This window comes from Dapis hubbardiae BLCC-M172 (genome assembly GCF_050016015.1).
In the GTDB taxonomy this organism is placed as follows: Bacteria; Cyanobacteriota; Cyanobacteriia; order Cyanobacteriales; family Microcoleaceae; genus Trichodesmium.
The window spans coordinates 1-15146 of the sequence record NZ_JBNHEQ010000230.1 but is presented as its reverse complement, the minus strand read 5'-3'; the positions used below and the strand labels follow the sequence as shown (position 1 = coordinate 15146).

At 33.5% G+C, this 15146-nt stretch carries 12 protein-coding genes; 8 read left to right on the top strand and 4 right to left on the bottom strand.

Going from position 1 to position 15146, the window contains the following annotated elements; genetic code table 11:
- Nucleotides 1–542 precede the first annotated feature (542 nt).
- Nucleotides 543–2096: a pentapeptide repeat-containing protein gene (locus ACP6PK_RS21295; protein ID WP_426562424.1), complete on the bottom strand. Its 1554-nt coding sequence runs from the start codon at nt 2094–2096 to the stop codon at nt 543–545.
- Nucleotides 2097–2132: 36 nt separating this feature from the next.
- On the opposite strand from ACP6PK_RS21295, the gene ACP6PK_RS21290 reads away from it, so the two are divergent.
- On the top strand, nt 2133–2975 hold the full coding sequence (locus tag ACP6PK_RS21290) for a prephenate/arogenate dehydrogenase (protein ID WP_094672328.1): 843 nt from the start codon (nt 2133–2135) through the stop codon (nt 2973–2975).
- A 340-nt stretch (nt 2976–3315) separates the two neighbouring features.
- On the opposite strand, the gene ACP6PK_RS21285 is transcribed toward ACP6PK_RS21290, so the two are convergent.
- The gene (locus tag ACP6PK_RS21285) at nt 3316–4353 is read right to left on the bottom strand and encodes an AI-2E family transporter (RefSeq protein ID WP_426562422.1); all 1038 of its coding nucleotides are present in this window, start codon (nt 4351–4353) and stop codon (nt 3316–3318) included.
- A gap of 508 nt (nt 4354–4861) precedes the next feature.
- Between ACP6PK_RS21285 and ACP6PK_RS21280 the strand changes: the two genes are divergently transcribed.
- Together ACP6PK_RS21280 and ACP6PK_RS21275 are read left to right on the top strand one after the other, a co-directional pair.
- Nucleotides 4862–4999, top strand: a complete 138-nt coding sequence (locus ACP6PK_RS21280) for a hypothetical protein (protein ID WP_426562420.1) — start codon at nt 4862–4864, stop codon at nt 4997–4999.
- 492 nt (nt 5000–5491) lie between these two features.
- A complete protein-coding gene (locus ACP6PK_RS21275; protein ID WP_426562418.1) occupies nt 5492–5692 on the top strand; it encodes a hypothetical protein in 201 nt (66 codons plus the stop codon).
- A 293-nt stretch (nt 5693–5985) separates the two neighbouring features.
- Here the strand turns inward: ACP6PK_RS21275 and ACP6PK_RS21270 are convergent, their stop codons facing one another.
- Nucleotides 5986–6537 carry a peroxiredoxin gene (locus tag ACP6PK_RS21270; protein ID WP_426562416.1) on the bottom strand — a complete coding sequence of 184 codons (552 nt, stop codon included), beginning with the start codon at nt 6535–6537 and terminating at the stop codon, nt 5986–5988.
- 1233 nt (nt 6538–7770) lie between these two features.
- Between ACP6PK_RS21270 and ACP6PK_RS21265 the strand changes: the two genes are divergently transcribed.
- From ACP6PK_RS21265 to ACP6PK_RS21255, 3 genes are all read left to right on the top strand, one after another.
- Nucleotides 7771–9132, top strand: coding sequence for a peptidylprolyl isomerase (locus tag ACP6PK_RS21265; protein ID WP_426562414.1), 1362 nt, complete (start codon nt 7771–7773; stop codon nt 9130–9132).
- Between the two features lie 258 nt (nt 9133–9390).
- Nucleotides 9391–11046 (top strand): peptidylprolyl isomerase, encoded by a 1656-nt coding sequence (locus ACP6PK_RS21260; protein WP_426562412.1) that lies wholly within the window; start codon nt 9391–9393, stop codon nt 11044–11046.
- A 440-nt stretch (nt 11047–11486) separates the two neighbouring features.
- Nucleotides 11487–12164 carry a pentapeptide repeat-containing protein gene (locus ACP6PK_RS21255; RefSeq protein WP_426562410.1) on the top strand — a complete coding sequence of 226 codons (678 nt, stop codon included), beginning with the start codon at nt 11487–11489 and terminating at the stop codon, nt 12162–12164.
- Nucleotides 12165–12478: 314 nt separating this feature from the next.
- Here ACP6PK_RS21255 and ACP6PK_RS21250 read toward each other — a convergent pair whose 3' ends face one another.
- Nucleotides 12479–12970 carry a hypothetical protein gene (locus ACP6PK_RS21250; RefSeq protein ID WP_426562408.1) on the bottom strand — a complete coding sequence of 164 codons (492 nt, stop codon included), beginning with the start codon at nt 12968–12970 and terminating at the stop codon, nt 12479–12481.
- 714 nt (nt 12971–13684) lie between these two features.
- On the opposite strand from ACP6PK_RS21250, the gene ACP6PK_RS21245 reads away from it, so the two are divergent.
- Together ACP6PK_RS21245 and ACP6PK_RS21240 are read left to right on the top strand one after the other, a co-directional pair.
- On the top strand, nt 13685–13936 hold the full coding sequence (locus ACP6PK_RS21245; protein WP_426562406.1) for a hypothetical protein: 252 nt from the start codon (nt 13685–13687) through the stop codon (nt 13934–13936).
- Nucleotides 13937–14919: 983 nt separating this feature from the next.
- Nucleotides 14920–15096 (top strand): DNA cytosine methyltransferase, encoded by a 177-nt coding sequence (locus ACP6PK_RS21240; RefSeq protein ID WP_426562404.1) that lies wholly within the window; start codon nt 14920–14922, stop codon nt 15094–15096.
- Nucleotides 15097–15146 lie beyond the last annotated feature (50 nt).

The window sequence follows — 15146 nt, the reverse complement described above, 5'->3', positions numbered from 1 at the left end:
CACACCTTTTTGTTGTATTCTTTTTTCTAGCCTAGTATTATCAAGTCTATTCCTTTGTAGAGATTTTGTATACAATATTTTCTATTTATAATTAATTTATGTAGTTGTGCAAAATAGATTTCCTAGTTGAGAGAGAGAACAGGGAACAGGAAACAAGGAAAAATAATTGATAATTTATGGATAAGATTGGAGATATATGATAAAAATTATAATTAATTTTGCATCATCACTTACTATAGCAATCCTAAATAGGTTGTGACAAATTAAAAAGTAAATAAAAAAGTTGAAACTCCTTCCTGTTCCCTATTCCCTGTTCCCTGTTCCCTAAAAAGCAGTAAGATTTTTGCCACGAATAAAATAGGATTGCTATAGAGATTATACCAGTTTAATAAATATTAGCTACAAATCAGATTAGCTCTGATTATCACTGCTTATTTTTTGTAAAAAGTTATTGATTTGATTGAGGGAGTAAAGATAGATAATTTTTCTTTCTTTTGTCTCACTTTCTTCCCAAAAAAATCTTCTATAGAGATTAAATTTATTTATGATTTATGAAAGCCATCAATAAAATCAATAATTGTATTAAGAGAATATGGTTCTGTTTGAGGTACTTGAATTATAGTTTCTACTTCACGATTTTTACTAACTTTATTTACTATTCGTTTACCAAATGTAGGATGATGGTAGAGATTAAATTTTTGACCGCTGGAATTAATTATAGTTATTCTTGTTGCTGTCTGAAAAAATTTAATTCCGTTGCAAAATTTCAGTAATGCTTTGTCTTTCTTAATTTGATTAACTTGTTTAATTGATTTAGTTAAAACCGTACTTAACTGTCGAATTGTTTTAGCTACCACAGGAGTTAAATAATTTATATCTTGGGAGTTAAGAATTTTCATAATACTAATAATACTCTCTTGGGTTTTAGCAGAATCATTAAAAGGTATAATAGCGATATAAGCAGTAGCAAATAACTTTTCATCGCTGTTCATTGGAAACGAAATAATTGTTCTGCAAGAATTAACTTCTATAGAAGGAGGTTTATTTAGCTGTGGTAAATACTTACTAACTTGATAATATGTTGCAGCTAGAGCATAATGACTGGAACTATCTAAGGGACTATCAACAATAATCTTTACTTGAGGAAGAGTCTCATGAAAAAAACTTTTAATTTTGCCAGAATTGAGAGAATAAACTTGACTTTTATCTCCATTAGCACTTAAATCAACCCATTCACAACTTACTGCTTCTGTTTTAATTCCGAGGCGAGAGGCACCAAAAATTTTTGCTCCTGTTAAAGTTGCCCCCGTTAAATCTGCTCCAATCCAATCTACTTCAATTAAACAGGCACTTGATAAATTAGCATGAACTAAACTAGCATTTAAAAGGTTAGCTTGGGATAAATCTGCTCTACTTAGGTCAGCACCACTGAGTTTAGCATCACTCAGACTCGCCCACTTTAGTTTAGCTCCATTTAAATCAGCCCAACGTAGGTTAGCCCCACTTAAGTCAGCTCCATTCAAATTTGCACCACTAAGATTAGTTTGTCTCAATTCGGCACCACTCAGGTCTGCACCACTCAGGTCTGCACCACTCAGGTCTGCTCCTTGCAAGTTAGCTTCTATTAAATGAGAGCCTGTAAGAGAAGCAAAACGCAAGTTAGCTCCCTTTAAATTAGCGCCACTAAGATTAGTTTTTCGGAGTGTCGCTTCAACAAGACTTGCTCCACTTAAGTCAGCTAAAGAAAGATTTGCCCCACTTAATTCTGCCCTAATTAATTCTGCTCTGATCAATTTTGCAGCAATTAATTGAGCTTTTTTCAAATTAACTAAAACTAGGTTCGCCACATTCAAATCAGCGCCATTTAAGTTTGTGCCACTAAGATGCGCTCCATTAAGTTTAGTAATATTAAGTTTAGCTTTACTAAGATTAGAATCTGTTAAATTTGCACCGCTTAGGTTAGCAACACTGAGGTTGACTCCGCTAAGATTTGCGCCACTGAGATTAATACCAGTGAGATTGGCCTCAAAAAGATTGAGGTCAGTAAAATTTCTTTCACCAGCAGCATATTTTTGTTGAAGTTCTTCGATTATCATTAGGGCGCACCCTGGTATCATGCCCATTACATTATGATGAATATAGGTATTGTCGGATTAGGTTTAATTGGTGGCTCACTTGGATTGGATTTAAGAACCTTAGGTTATCGTGTTTTTGGGGTCTCTCGTCGAGAACAAACTTGTCAAAAGGCAATTGCTCTTGGAGCTGTTGATGAAGCTAGCTTGGAACTATCTTTACTGTCTATTACTGATTTAATATTTATCTGTACTCCCATCTCCAGTATTATTCCTACTCTAGAACAGCTTATTCCCTTTATTTCTTACTCTGCAATTCTAACTGATGTGGGTTCTGTTAAGACACCCATTGTGGAAGGTGTTTCTCAAATTTGGCCTAATTTTGTAGGTGGACATCCCATGGCGGGTAAAGCAGAAAGTGGGATTGAAGTGGCTCAGTTGGGTTTATTTAAGGATAGACCTTATGTGCTGACTCCTACTGAAAATACTCCCCTAGAGTCTGTGGAGAAAGTTGAGACAATAGCTAGGTTGCTCCAGAGTCAAGTTTACTTTTGTGACCCCCATGAACATGATCGAGCTGTTGCCTGGATTTCTCATTTACCTGTGATGGCCAGTGCTAGTTTAATTTCTGCCTGTATGAGTGAGACTAATCCTACTGTTGTTAAGTTAGCACAAGAGTTGGCTAGTTCTGGTTTCCGTGATACTAGCCGAGTGGGAGGGGGTAATCCAGAGTTAGGACGAATGATGGCCCAATATAATAGTTTAGAGGTGTTGCGATCGCTCTATTCTTTTCGTGAGGAAATTGATGGGTTGATTCAAGATATTGAGCAGGAAGATTGGCAGATTATTGAGGAAAAATTGAGGTCTACGGAGCAAAGTAGAAGACTCTTTCTTAAGGAGTAGGGGAGTAGGGGAGTAGGGGTTAAAAAAGGGGTTTGCCGTTTAACTCTGTAGTGCTTGACCCACTACGAATGACTAGACTTTCAGACCTTTGAGTAAGTTTGAGTAAGTTTAGTTGAGCGGTGAGTAATCACTTTTATTCAGTATCAAGTCTCAATAAAATCCTGCTTTTTTATACAAGAAATTGGTCGAAAATTCCTCTCACACTTCCCACATTCCCCACACTCTTTACCGAAAAATTGCAGTCTAAAGCATCCCCTTTTAAGGGGATAAAAAAATAGAATATTCGCCAAGGTTAAGCCTCCTTATTTCAGAGGTACTGATAACTGATAACTAAAATGAACTATGGATTAAATTCTGCATAATAGCGGAGATAATTAACAGTATTTTTGACAAAACCTGCTATAGGTACAGCAATTAATAAACCTAAAACTCCCCATACTTGCGCCCCCACTAATAAACTCAGTAATATCCAGACAGGATTAAGACCTGTAAACCCTCCTAGTATTCTAGGGGCAACAAAATTTTCAATTGCTTGTTCGATTAAAACTATCACAATTAAAACTTTTATTCCCAGCCAAAAATTTTCTAAAGTTATTAATAAACTGACGAGAGTTACACCCAAAGCAGTACCAAAAGGAACTAAAGTCATCAACCCAATTCCTATGCCAAATAATAAACCAAAAGGAGTTCCTAGAAATAACAAACTTATGGTCATAGAAACACCCATCAAACAAGCTAGTGTTGCTTGACCAATAAAATAATTTTCAAAATTTTGTCTAAATGATTTCCGGATATGAATGTCTAGGTGATTAGGCAGCCAATTAAATATTCCATTCCAAAGGCGATCGCCATGTAACATTAGATAAAAAGTAATAACTATGGTAATTAAAATATCAAAAATTCTACCTACTGTATTGAGAACAAAACTAATAATTTCTCCTGTAATATCTTGCAGTTGAGAAGATAAACTTTCTGTAAATTGATTTGCCCAAACTGTTAAATTAATTGGTAATCTCCGCTTAAATGCCCATCGATCAAATGACTCTAATTGTTGATTTCCTGATTCTAGCCAACTAGGAAGTTTTTCAATTAATCCAGTAAGTTGTTCTAATAGTAGGGGAATTAGAATAATTCCTAAAACTAATATTATTACTAATGCGACTAAAAAGACTAAAATAACTCCTCGGTTTCTTTTAACTCCATGTTTCTCTAAAAAAAGCACTGGGTAATCTAACAAAAATGAGAGTAATGTTGCAGATACAGTTATTGTGATTATTCGACCAAAATATTGAAATATTTGTAGTAAAGCCCAACCATTTATGACAATTATTGGTAATGCTAAGTACCAAAATAATCTTTTATTAAGTAAGTTCAGCATAAATTAGTTTTTATAGGGAGTAGGGAGTAGGGAGTAGGAAGTAGGGAGTAGAAAAGAGAAAATACTATTTTATATCATGTCCGGTAGCATTGGTATTGTAAGCGCGAAGGTAAGGAAAAAGAAAGAAGGCTTTAGTTATCTAGGAGAGAAGCTTTAAGAGAAGAAAAAACCTTACATAAGGTAAATATTTCCCCAGCTTTTACACAACGCGACCATACCAACGGACATGATATTATCAATCTCCTAACACTTTTTTGTAGTGCTATAAATAGTCAAAGTCTGTTAAAACTGACTAAGTTTTTCAATAGCAGTTATTTGTTTATGACTGCTGTTTTTAGGTTCTGAATTAATTCTAAAATTTACTAGCAATATAGAGCTACGCGCAAGTCAAAAGTCAAAAGTAATCTCTGAGTGAGTTTTTCTTAGGTCAATGCTCCGCAAACAGGATTTACCAATGTCCTAATCTTTGCTTCGACTACTATAAAATCATTTATTGAAGAGGTAAAAAATGGCTTTCAGTAATTTCAAAACTATTAGTGAAGTTCTTAAAATATTTCAAGTAACCTATACCGAAGACAATTTTATCAGCGAAATAGTCTTTACTATTTCTAATTACTTCCGTGAAAATTTAGAACTTACCGAATAATTAATAATTAAGAGTTAATAATTAATAATTAAGAGTTGATGGTCAATTAATTATTTATTCAAAAATTCAGGTTTAAAGCCTCCCATTGTAATCAATAATTAATAATTTACACGCCAGAAAGAAGCATGAGATAGTCTGTTCTAAATTATAAATTTTCCACTCTAGATAATTATTAATTGTATTCCTAGGTCATGCTCCACAAACGGCACCTCGTCACATGAACATTGTTAATTGGTGAACATGGGGGATGCTGTCGTTGATAATTCTGAATTTGCTATCTGTGAAAATCTTATTTATCCCATTCTCAAATAAGTTTGGAAAACCTACCACTAAAATTTTATTTTATGGAGTCATCAATCTTTAAGTTTTGATGAACAATTATCAGGATTTCCTGAATATATTTTAGCTAAACTTTACCCAAAGAGGAAAGTTTTCTTTGATCGACCATACTTTATTTTAGTTGAAGCTAAACAAGACAACTTTGAAACAGGTTTGGCACAATGTTTAGCAGAGATGATTGCTGCTCAAAGATTAAATCAAGAAAATCTCATTATTGTTTTTGGTATTGTTTCTAATGGTGCAACATGGCAATTTGGTAAATTAGAATTTGAGAAATTTACTAGAAATATTACTGCTTTTACTATTTATGAGCTAGATAAATTATTTGCTGTAGTAAATTTTTTCTTTAAATAATGTGAAATACAGCTAAATAATTTGGTTTTAATGTAAGTATTTCCTGCGGAATGCTGCGCAAACAGCTCTTAGGAGTCAGCTATTAACCATGAATAATTATTGTTATGATTAAGGAAGAATTTTCAGATTATAGAGATGTTTAATTAAACATCTCTACTGTAATTATGATTTTACAAAATTTGATATAGCTAAGAAAGAATTAGTTAGGACATAGACTGATGATAAATCTTAGAAAACGGAAATGTTTTTCCAACTGTTCCCTATTCCCGATTCCCGATTCCCTGCTATATTAATTAACTCTGCTGCAACTCATCCAAACGTGCCAAAACTTCTTGACTATGAATAGGCGGTCTTACTCCTAGAAAAATCTCCTGCAACATCCCATCTGGGTCGATAATAAAAGTATGCCTCATTGAAAAAAAGTTTAGCCATGAACCGTAAGCTTTACTAACAGTTCCGTCCGTATCAGCTAACAATGGAAATTTTAATCCTTCAGAATCACAAAATTCTGCGTGGGAGTCTATATCATCTGCACTAACACCTAAAATTCGAGCATTTCTAGAAATATATTTTGGTAAATCTTGCTGAAACCTACGCGCTTCTATTGTGCAACCAGAGGTAAAATCTTTAGGGTAAAAATAAAGCACTACCCACTCACCACGATAATCTGATAAAGAAATTTCCCCATCCCCTGTATTAGTAGGTAAGGTAAATTCTGGTGCTGGTTGGTATAACTCAGGTAGTTTACCTCCAAGTGCCCAAACATTGGGAATAAAGTTAAACCAAGTTATCAAAGCTAGACAAATAGCTAAAAATATGGTATGAAAATGCCGACGAGATGTCATAATTTATGATAAAAACTCTACTTCATATAAGTTTACATAAATTTGGGAACAAATTTTCTGTGAAAAATTGCCTATGTATCGTCCCATTTAGATGAGCATCTAAATAGCTTGTCAAGATTGATTTGATGGGTAAGCTATTAAATTCTCTCCCTTGTCTTTCTAGTAACTCTCTCAAGCAATCATTGGAAAATTGACTAAAAAATAAGGTCTCAAGCTTCTTCTGGGATAGGGGATGAAAAAAATTAACTTCAGTATTCAACTATTGCACAACAGTTTTTAGATTTTAGATAAATTGGTCAGGGTAGGGATAGTCCTACGCACCCCTAGGCGATCGCCTAATTTGATTGAGATTGATAATTCATTTAACTATTACGCAATAGTTTTTAGATTTTAGATAAACTTTAAGGGTAGCGATCGCCTAATTTAATTGAGATTGATCATTCATTTAACTATTACGCAACAGTTATTAGATTTTAGATAAACTTTAAGGGTAGCGATCGCCTAATTTAATTGAGATTGATCATTCATTTAACTATTACGCAACAGTTATTAGATTTTAGATAAACTTTAAGGGTAGCGATCGCCTAATTTGATGGAGATTGATCATTCATTTAACTATTACGCAACAGTTATTAGATTTTAGATAAACTTTAAGGGTAGCGATCGCCTAATTTGATGGAGATTGATCATTCATTTAACTATTACGCAACAGTTATTAGATTTTAGATAAACTTTAAGGGTAGCGATCGCCTAATTTGATGGAGATTGATAATTCATTTACAGCAGTTTCGGAGTTAGTGAGGTACAAAGTTTTATCACTTTAGTAAATAAGGAAGAGAGATTAGTCATCAACTGTACCTCACCATCCTAAAAAGTGCTGTAACTATTACGCAACAGTTATTAGATTTTAGATAAACTTTAAGGGTAGCGATAGTGCGCAGCACCTCTACGGGAACCTTTAATACAAGTTCTCCATGAAGTTACACTTAATATATAGTGTTTCTCAAGCATAAGAATTATCAAGCGAATTGTTACAGAGAAATTGTATTAGGAAAAATATGTGTAAGCATTTCCTGCGGAATGCTGTATAAACAGCCATCAACTATTAACCATAGCGTGATTAAATGATTGTCAGGCAGAAGTGGAATTAGTATTGATAGTATTGAGGGTGAATTAAAATTTATTCTAAAATAAATAATTTGTCAAAAAAATCTCCGATTAAATTAGATAAAAATGGAAGAAAATTTACCACAAATATCCGGTCTAGCAACAGTATTAATGGTAATTGATAATCAAATAGTTACCATCGAAATTGATGGATTCAATGCACCAATAACTGGAGGTAACTTTGTTGATTTAGTAGAACGAAATTTTTATGATGGAGTGAGATTTCATCGCATAGAAAATCAACCACAATTTTCATTAGTTCAAGGAGGCGATCCTTTTAGTAGAAATCCAGATATTCCTTTGGAACTTTTAGGCAGTGGTGATTTTGTCGATCCAATAACAAATGAACCTAGATTTATTCCATTAGAAATTAAGCCTTTAGGTCTAGGAAAACCAATTTTTTACAATCAAATAGTTCCTCCTCCCGTACAATTACCAAACGTAGTAGGTGCTATTGGAATGGCTCGTACAGAGGTTTTAAATTCCGCATCTTCTCAATTTTATATTCCTTTAAATGACTTACCAGTATTAGATGGTAGTTTTGCAATATTTGGTAATGTAATAGATGGGTTAGAAGTGATAGAAGAACTAGAATTAGGGGATAGTATTACTGCTGCTAGAGTTACTGAAGGAATAATTCCTAGTCGAGTTTCACAAATTATTACTGATACATCTCTACTCAATAGTTTTATTAATATTGTTAATCGTGCTAATATTCCATTACCTATTGATTTTCTTCAAGTATTAACAGAAGGAGATGATATTTTTGAAATTTCTACTGAATTATCTCAAGAAGTATTTGGTGTATTGGGATTGGAAGGAAATGATGAAATTACAGGTTCAATAATTAATGACGTTATTAATGGTAATCAGGGAGATGATAGTTTAGATGGTAGGGATAGTTCCGATTATCTTCGGGGTGGAAAAGGATTAGATTTATTATCTGGTGGTCTTGATGATGATATTCTGAATGGTAATTTAGATAGTGATACTTTATTTGGTGGTAAAGGAAATGATTTTTTACGGGGTGGTAAAGATAGTGATTTATTAACTGCTGGAGAAGGAAATGATATTTTAATTGGTGATGCTGGTACGGATAATTTGCTAGGGGAAGCTGGTGCAGATACTTTTGTTTTGGCAGTGATTGACAATGAAGAAGATAATGCTGATATGATAGAAGATTTTAATTTTTTAGAAGGGGATAGAATTGGTGTTTCGGAGCCAATATCTACTCTTTCTTTTACTCAGGAAGGTAATAGTACGGTTATTCAAATAGAAGCTGAAGAAGAGGAAAATAATATTATTCTTGGTACGGTGAATAATTCAGTGGTAGAAGAAGTTAGAAGTGCGACTTTCTTTTTTGATTTTACTACTATTTCTGTGCCTGATGCACTACCTTTTGGAGATGCAGCTTTAAGAATTGGATAATTAAGGAAGAAGGAGTGAACATTGAAAAAAAAGTGGTAATACATTAATAAGATTGAAATCCTTTGCCAGGGATAGTTTTGAGTTGAGCTAATAGCTCAATGCTTAAAGCTTCAAGCTATAAATAATTATAAAAAGAGGGTAAAATTCCATTTTTAAAGAGTTTTGTCCTTAATTTAATTAGGATTTTATCGGCAGTTAAATTAGGAATCGAATATAATAAAGTTAAAAATTACGCACAATTAAGGACTTAATCAACTAATGGACGAGACACAAGAGTTTTTAGAAGAACTGGGTTTACCTGACTTGGAAGGCCAAGATGTGGTAGTGGAAATGGTGGTACAGAAGGTCTCACAAGAAGAAGATTCTGAGACTCAAGAAGAAGATTCTGAGACTCAAGAAGAAGATTCTGAGACTCAAGCTGAAGATACTGAGACTCAAGAAGAAGATTCTGAGGCTCAAGCTGAAGATACTGAGACTCAAGAAGAAGATTCTGAGACTCAAGAGGAAACTGGTGAAAAAGAAAAAATTACCATTCAACTTAATTCCTCAAGTGCTCCAGTAACAGCAGCAAACTTTGCTGACTTGGTAGAGCAAAATGTCTATGATTCTCTGGCATTCCACCGATTTGTAGAAGGGTTTGTTGTTCAAGGTGGAGACCCCCTAGGTCGAGACCCTGATTTTCCTATTGACGATTTAGGTACGGGGGGTTATATTGACCCAGAAACAGGTGAGGAAAGAGAAATACCTCTGGAAATTGAAGTTGCAGAGACAGGAGAAATTGTCTATAACGAGATAGTTGATGAACCTGTGGCTTTATCCCATGAAGCAGGGGTAATAGCTATGGCTCGTACCTCCGTATTAGATACAGCTTCTTCACAGTTTTATTTCGCCTTAGAAGATATCAGCAACCAATTAGACGGTGCTTATTCAGTATTTGGTGAAGTAACTGAGAATTTTGATTTTGTACAAGATATTCGAGAAGGCGATCGCATTCTCATAGCTAGGGTAGTAGAGGGAAATATTCCTAGTAGGGTATCAGAAATTGTTACTGATTCTGATTTACTCAATGAATATGCTAATCAGGATGGCGCAAATAAGGTAAACTATCTTGTTTCAATGGATGACGACTCTGAGAATAATACTGAGGATAGCACTCCAGAAATTGAGGAATCTATAGATTCAGAAATACTAATCAGTAGTCAACTGACACAAACTATTGATGAAGAAGTTAGTGGGGAAGGAGATGAAGACTCAGAAACCGATGAAGAAACGGATGAAGAAACAAGCGATGAAGAAACAGATGAAAATGATGATGAGGGTGATGAAGTAGCTAGTAGTAGTGCTGAAGATGATGGAAATGAACCCACCGATAGTGACGATATACTTGAAATAAGTCAAGTTGATGATTCCTCAGTAATGATGGGTTTAGAAGGTGATGATGAGATATTAGGTAGTGATGGTAATGACGTCATCAGTGGAAATCAAGGTAATGATACCCTTTCTGGTTTAGAGGGTAATGACTGGTTACGAGGTGGAAAAGGAGATGATTCATTAATAGGTGGAGGAGGAGATGATTATCTAATTGGCGATTATGGTGCTGATATTCTGACAGGTGGTGCAGATGCAGATAGTTTTATTCTGCGAACTGAGATTGTTGAAATGGATGAAGTAGAAGAAATAGACCAAGCTAACAGAATTACTGATTTTACTGTCACAGATAGCGATCGAATTATTATAATTGCTGAGTTTACTCCTTCTGAAGGTTTAGACTATGAATTAATTGATGGAGATGCTGTAATTAGACTGCTTGATAGTGGCTTTATATTAGGTGTAGTTGAAGAAACTTCTATAGAAGATGTTCAAAATAACATTTTTGCAGTAAGTTCTGATGACTATGCTCTACGTTTTGGTTAATTAATGGTAAGAGTTAAAGCTTTACTTAGTTCGCTAGACAATTTCGACATATTATGATTATGTTTGAAGTTGTACTAGCGAATTTTGAGTTTTATAGCACTACGCATTTAGGGCGGGGACGTTGAGAAATCCCTTCATTAATGGATAATGGATAATGGATAATGGATAATTACCTCAAGGAAAACCGTAACGGAATTGAATATAAGGAAATTCAAGAGCACTTTTCTCTCTTGAAATAGAGGCTTTATACCTTGATTTTTCGGTAAACTCAGTCAGAGATTACTTTTAACTTTTAACTTTTGTACGGGTGATTCGCGTAATTAGGAGCATTCCGTAGGAAATCACTCCTGCTGACTTTTGAGTTGCGCGAAGCGCTGAATAAAGTTGGCTTTCTCTATTCAAAAAAAATTAATTTTAGTTCAATTAAAATAATTTTAGCAATGAAATTTTTAGCAACTTTTACTTTGGTCATTTCTTTCATCTATTTGAGTTTATCTGCACCAGTTATGGCAGCTAATTATGAAGATATTAATCATCTATTACAAGATAATTGGTGTGTATCATTTTTATGGAAACAATGCGACTTAAGTAGAGCAGATTTCCATGAATTTAATTTAGAAAATGCTAACCTTTCGGGAGCTAATTTAACAGGTGTAAATTTCCAAGGTGCAGATTTGAATGGAGCTAATTTAACGGGAGCTAATTTAACGGGAGCTAATTTAACGGGAGCTAACTTATATAGAGCAGATATTAACAGAGCAAATTTAACAGATACAAATTTAATTAGGACTCGTTTATTAGAATCTGATTTAACTTTGGCAAATTTGAGTAATGCTAATTTAAGTAATGCTAATTTATTAGAAGCAAGACTCTGGGGAACAAATTTGGAAGGAGCTAATTTAAGTAATGCTAGTCTTCATGGTACTAATTTAGAATATGCTAATCTTGCTGATACTAATTTAACTGGAGCAGATTTTCATAGTTTCTCTTTTCGAGGTTATAAACAAGAAACTAATTTAAGTAATGCTAATTTGGAAGGTGCAGTTATTGCTAATACAGATTTAAGTGGAGTAATTCTGACAGGAACAATTATGCCTGATGGTTCGATCAATAATTAATAATTAAGAAGGAAGAAATGAGGTTATTTAGAGGATATCTGTAAATAAAATATTAAGCCTTGATGTAGGGTTGGTTTGGGCGGAAATAATCTCACAAAATCAAATGATATTTTCCTGGCCCTTACCACCGAATACTAGATATTTGAAGTATTTCTGTAGATTTATTTTACAGATACCTTCTTAGTGCCTTATAGCTCAATTGATAAAATTCAAAAAGTTCTAGCTGAGAGTTAGACTTTTTCAGCAAACCGTAATTAGGGATAGTTTTTTTGCCAAACCTACCCCTATAATAACTTGATTGAACTTGATTTAATTTATCGATCAATTCTTGTCATCCTGACTGGAATACAACCATGATAATCAGAACAATTTCTCATTTTCCAACTACCACGATGACCTGATTCAACATAAAAACTATCAGGTTGATAGTTACGGTTTATCGCATAACTACCTGGATAAGTAGGTCTACTACCTTGAAGAATATAACCATTTCTATCAGGAACCATATTCATTTGTTGTTGGGCATAAACTTTCCTACCATTAGGTCCAGTTACATTCACAATCATAGTTCCAAAATTTCCATCCATTTTTAAACGACCTCTATGTAACCATCCGTTGACTTTCCATTGTAAATTCCATGTTCCGTTCATCCCTTCGTTAATTACATCTGGACTTACACTGTACCCCTTATTTGGTTCGGCAAAAGCAACTTTTGCAGGAATTATAGTTGCAAAAGATAAAGAAGTAGCGGTTAAAGCAACTAAACCGAGGCGAAAAATTTTGTTGAGATTAGTTTGAATAGTCATAGGAAAATTCTCCTAAAATTTATTGGTTTATTTCCTTCTTTACTTATACTTCTAAGATCAAACCGTATATTCCGGAGAAACGTTCTCTAGCTTGGAGATTTTTACCTCATCCTTATGGTTAAGGTAAGTTCAAATAATATACATAAAACTATGTTTAGGGTGAATATGGTTAAATTAATGATTAGAGTCTACTTTGAAAAAGTATAAATGTCTTTAAAAGAGGTTATTTAGTGTCTTATAGCTCAATTGATAAAATTCAAAAAGTTATGGCTCAAAGCGTATTTAAACATACATTAGATAAAAAAAGCAGCAAGACGTGCTTTAGGTAAAATTGTTGAGATTATAACTTATTATCTAATTCGTCAATGAAATCTTTCCTCTGAAATCACCGAAAAATTAAGGTATAAATCCTCTCCATTTATGGAGAAAAGAGAAGAAAAATTCATTTTAGTCAATCCTATTCTTTCTAAAAAGATAAGAAGAGGTAATATCAAATCCGTTGGCTTCGGAGTAATATAATTTCTATCGTCAGTAGGAACAAAAGCCTGTTCTACTCTAAAATATCAATAAATTATTACTCAATACTGAATTATACCAATGCTACCGCATTTGATATAATTAATAATTACCTATTCTGTAATAGAAGGATGAATTAAAAGGAATTTTTTTATTTTTTTATCCTTGAAAGGAGAGGCTTTCAACCTTGATTTTTCGGTGACAAATTTAACTAACTTTATATTAACGATAGGTATTGCAAGTAATCATGGTAATTGGTTTACATCAGATAATCCAAATAAGGAACTTTTAGTGTTAAAAAATTCCTATGATTGGTTACTATTTTTGACTGATGAAGGATTAGCAAAATTTGTTAGGGAATTAATTTTAGAACCATTACCTGAATTTGAATCAGTTCAAAAAGCTTTTCTTGCTAGTTATACTAATTTGAAAAAAGAATGTTACAAGTAGTTTCAAACTTTAGATTTGAAATAATTTTCTGAAATTACTGAAACATCAAAATTTTTAGTTATAAAATCTTACTTTTGACTTTTGACTTTTGAATTTTGAATTCCGTGAAACGGTATTATGATTCTCCACGCTGGTCAAAACGTATAAATAATACCAATTTCATAAAATATTGCTACAGTCACAACATAGGGAACAGGGAAAGAACAACATAATAAAAAAAGAGTAAAAAAGGTTTTATTTTGACAATTTATGGAATTGACAATTTTTTATTGTAGGAATAAATCACAAATTAAGATGTAACTGCCTTTTTTGAATTTGGTATAAGTTTACTAAAGTTCGTATATTGCGTGATGCACATCTAGTTTTGGTTAACTATTTTAGTAAAAATATTGTAAGCATTCAGCTATTAGCACTCAGCTATCAGCTACGGAATGCTATGCAAACAGCTACGGGAAAATAGCTAGGAGGCACGGGAATTATAAGCTGTTGTGTATCTAGATTTTATATTCCCTATTGCTAGGAGCAAAAATTGAATATATGGTCGTTCATAGTAAGCGCGCTTTTCATGATTCTAATGAATATAGAGATTTTGGCTTAAAGGTAGAAGGCAGAGGGCAGAAGGCAGAAGTAATGCAAGTCAACAGAGCCGTGAAAACCCCTATAAACATCTTAGCTGATAGCTGACGGCTGACGGCTGAATGCTTACAAAATATTCGACAGATTGAAGAAGAATGGTTTAATATTTTATCTCCTCAAAATCAACGTATAAAGTAAGCATTCAGCTCTCATATATTTAATGAATGAAGCAAGCTTTCGCTTAACTTATCCTACATTTTCAATCATAGAATTGAAGCACATGAGCAACGAATTTGACTGGTAAACTAAAGGTAATAAAGCTAATAGCTAATAGCTGATAGCTGACTGCTGAATGCTTACCCTCTAACTACTTTGCAAAATCAATTACAAACATTAGCTCAAAAGGAATGGTATTGATAAATCTTACTTATATTGACTTTTTTAGTGGTGCAGGTGGTTGGGGTTGTGGATTACAAATGCTTGGATTTAAACATTTAGGTTCCTATGATATAAATGAGTCAGCTTGTTGTACAGCTAGAGCTAATTTCGGTAATCAAATATCTTGTCTAGATTTAACTAAATAATGGATAATGGATAATGGATAATGGATAATGGATAATGGATAATGGATAAT

What these genes read in the sequence shown, in the direction of transcription:
- ACP6PK_RS21240 (WP_426562404.1), top strand. Translation starts at nt 14,920, where the DNA reads ATGGTATTGATAAATCTTACTTATATTGACTTTTTTAGTGGTGCAGGT.
- ACP6PK_RS21295 (WP_426562424.1), bottom strand. Translation starts at nt 2,096, where the DNA reads ATGATAATCGAAGAACTTCAACAAAAATATGCTGCTGGTGAAAGAAAT.
- ACP6PK_RS21270 (WP_426562416.1), bottom strand. Translation starts at nt 6,537, where the DNA reads ATGACATCTCGTCGGCATTTTCATACCATATTTTTAGCTATTTGTCTA.
- ACP6PK_RS21250 (WP_426562408.1), bottom strand. Translation starts at nt 12,970, where the DNA reads ATGACTATTCAAACTAATCTCAACAAAATTTTTCGCCTCGGTTTAGTT.
- ACP6PK_RS21290 (WP_094672328.1), top strand. Translation starts at nt 2,133, where the DNA reads ATGAATATAGGTATTGTCGGATTAGGTTTAATTGGTGGCTCACTTGGA.
- ACP6PK_RS21265 (WP_426562414.1), top strand. Translation starts at nt 7,771, where the DNA reads ATGGAAGAAAATTTACCACAAATATCCGGTCTAGCAACAGTATTAATG.
- ACP6PK_RS21285 (WP_426562422.1), bottom strand. Translation starts at nt 4,353, where the DNA reads ATGCTGAACTTACTTAATAAAAGATTATTTTGGTACTTAGCATTACCA.
- ACP6PK_RS21260 (WP_426562412.1), top strand. Translation starts at nt 9,391, where the DNA reads ATGGACGAGACACAAGAGTTTTTAGAAGAACTGGGTTTACCTGACTTG.
- ACP6PK_RS21255 (WP_426562410.1), top strand. Translation starts at nt 11,487, where the DNA reads ATGAAATTTTTAGCAACTTTTACTTTGGTCATTTCTTTCATCTATTTG.
- ACP6PK_RS21280 (WP_426562420.1), top strand. Translation starts at nt 4,862, where the DNA reads ATGGCTTTCAGTAATTTCAAAACTATTAGTGAAGTTCTTAAAATATTT.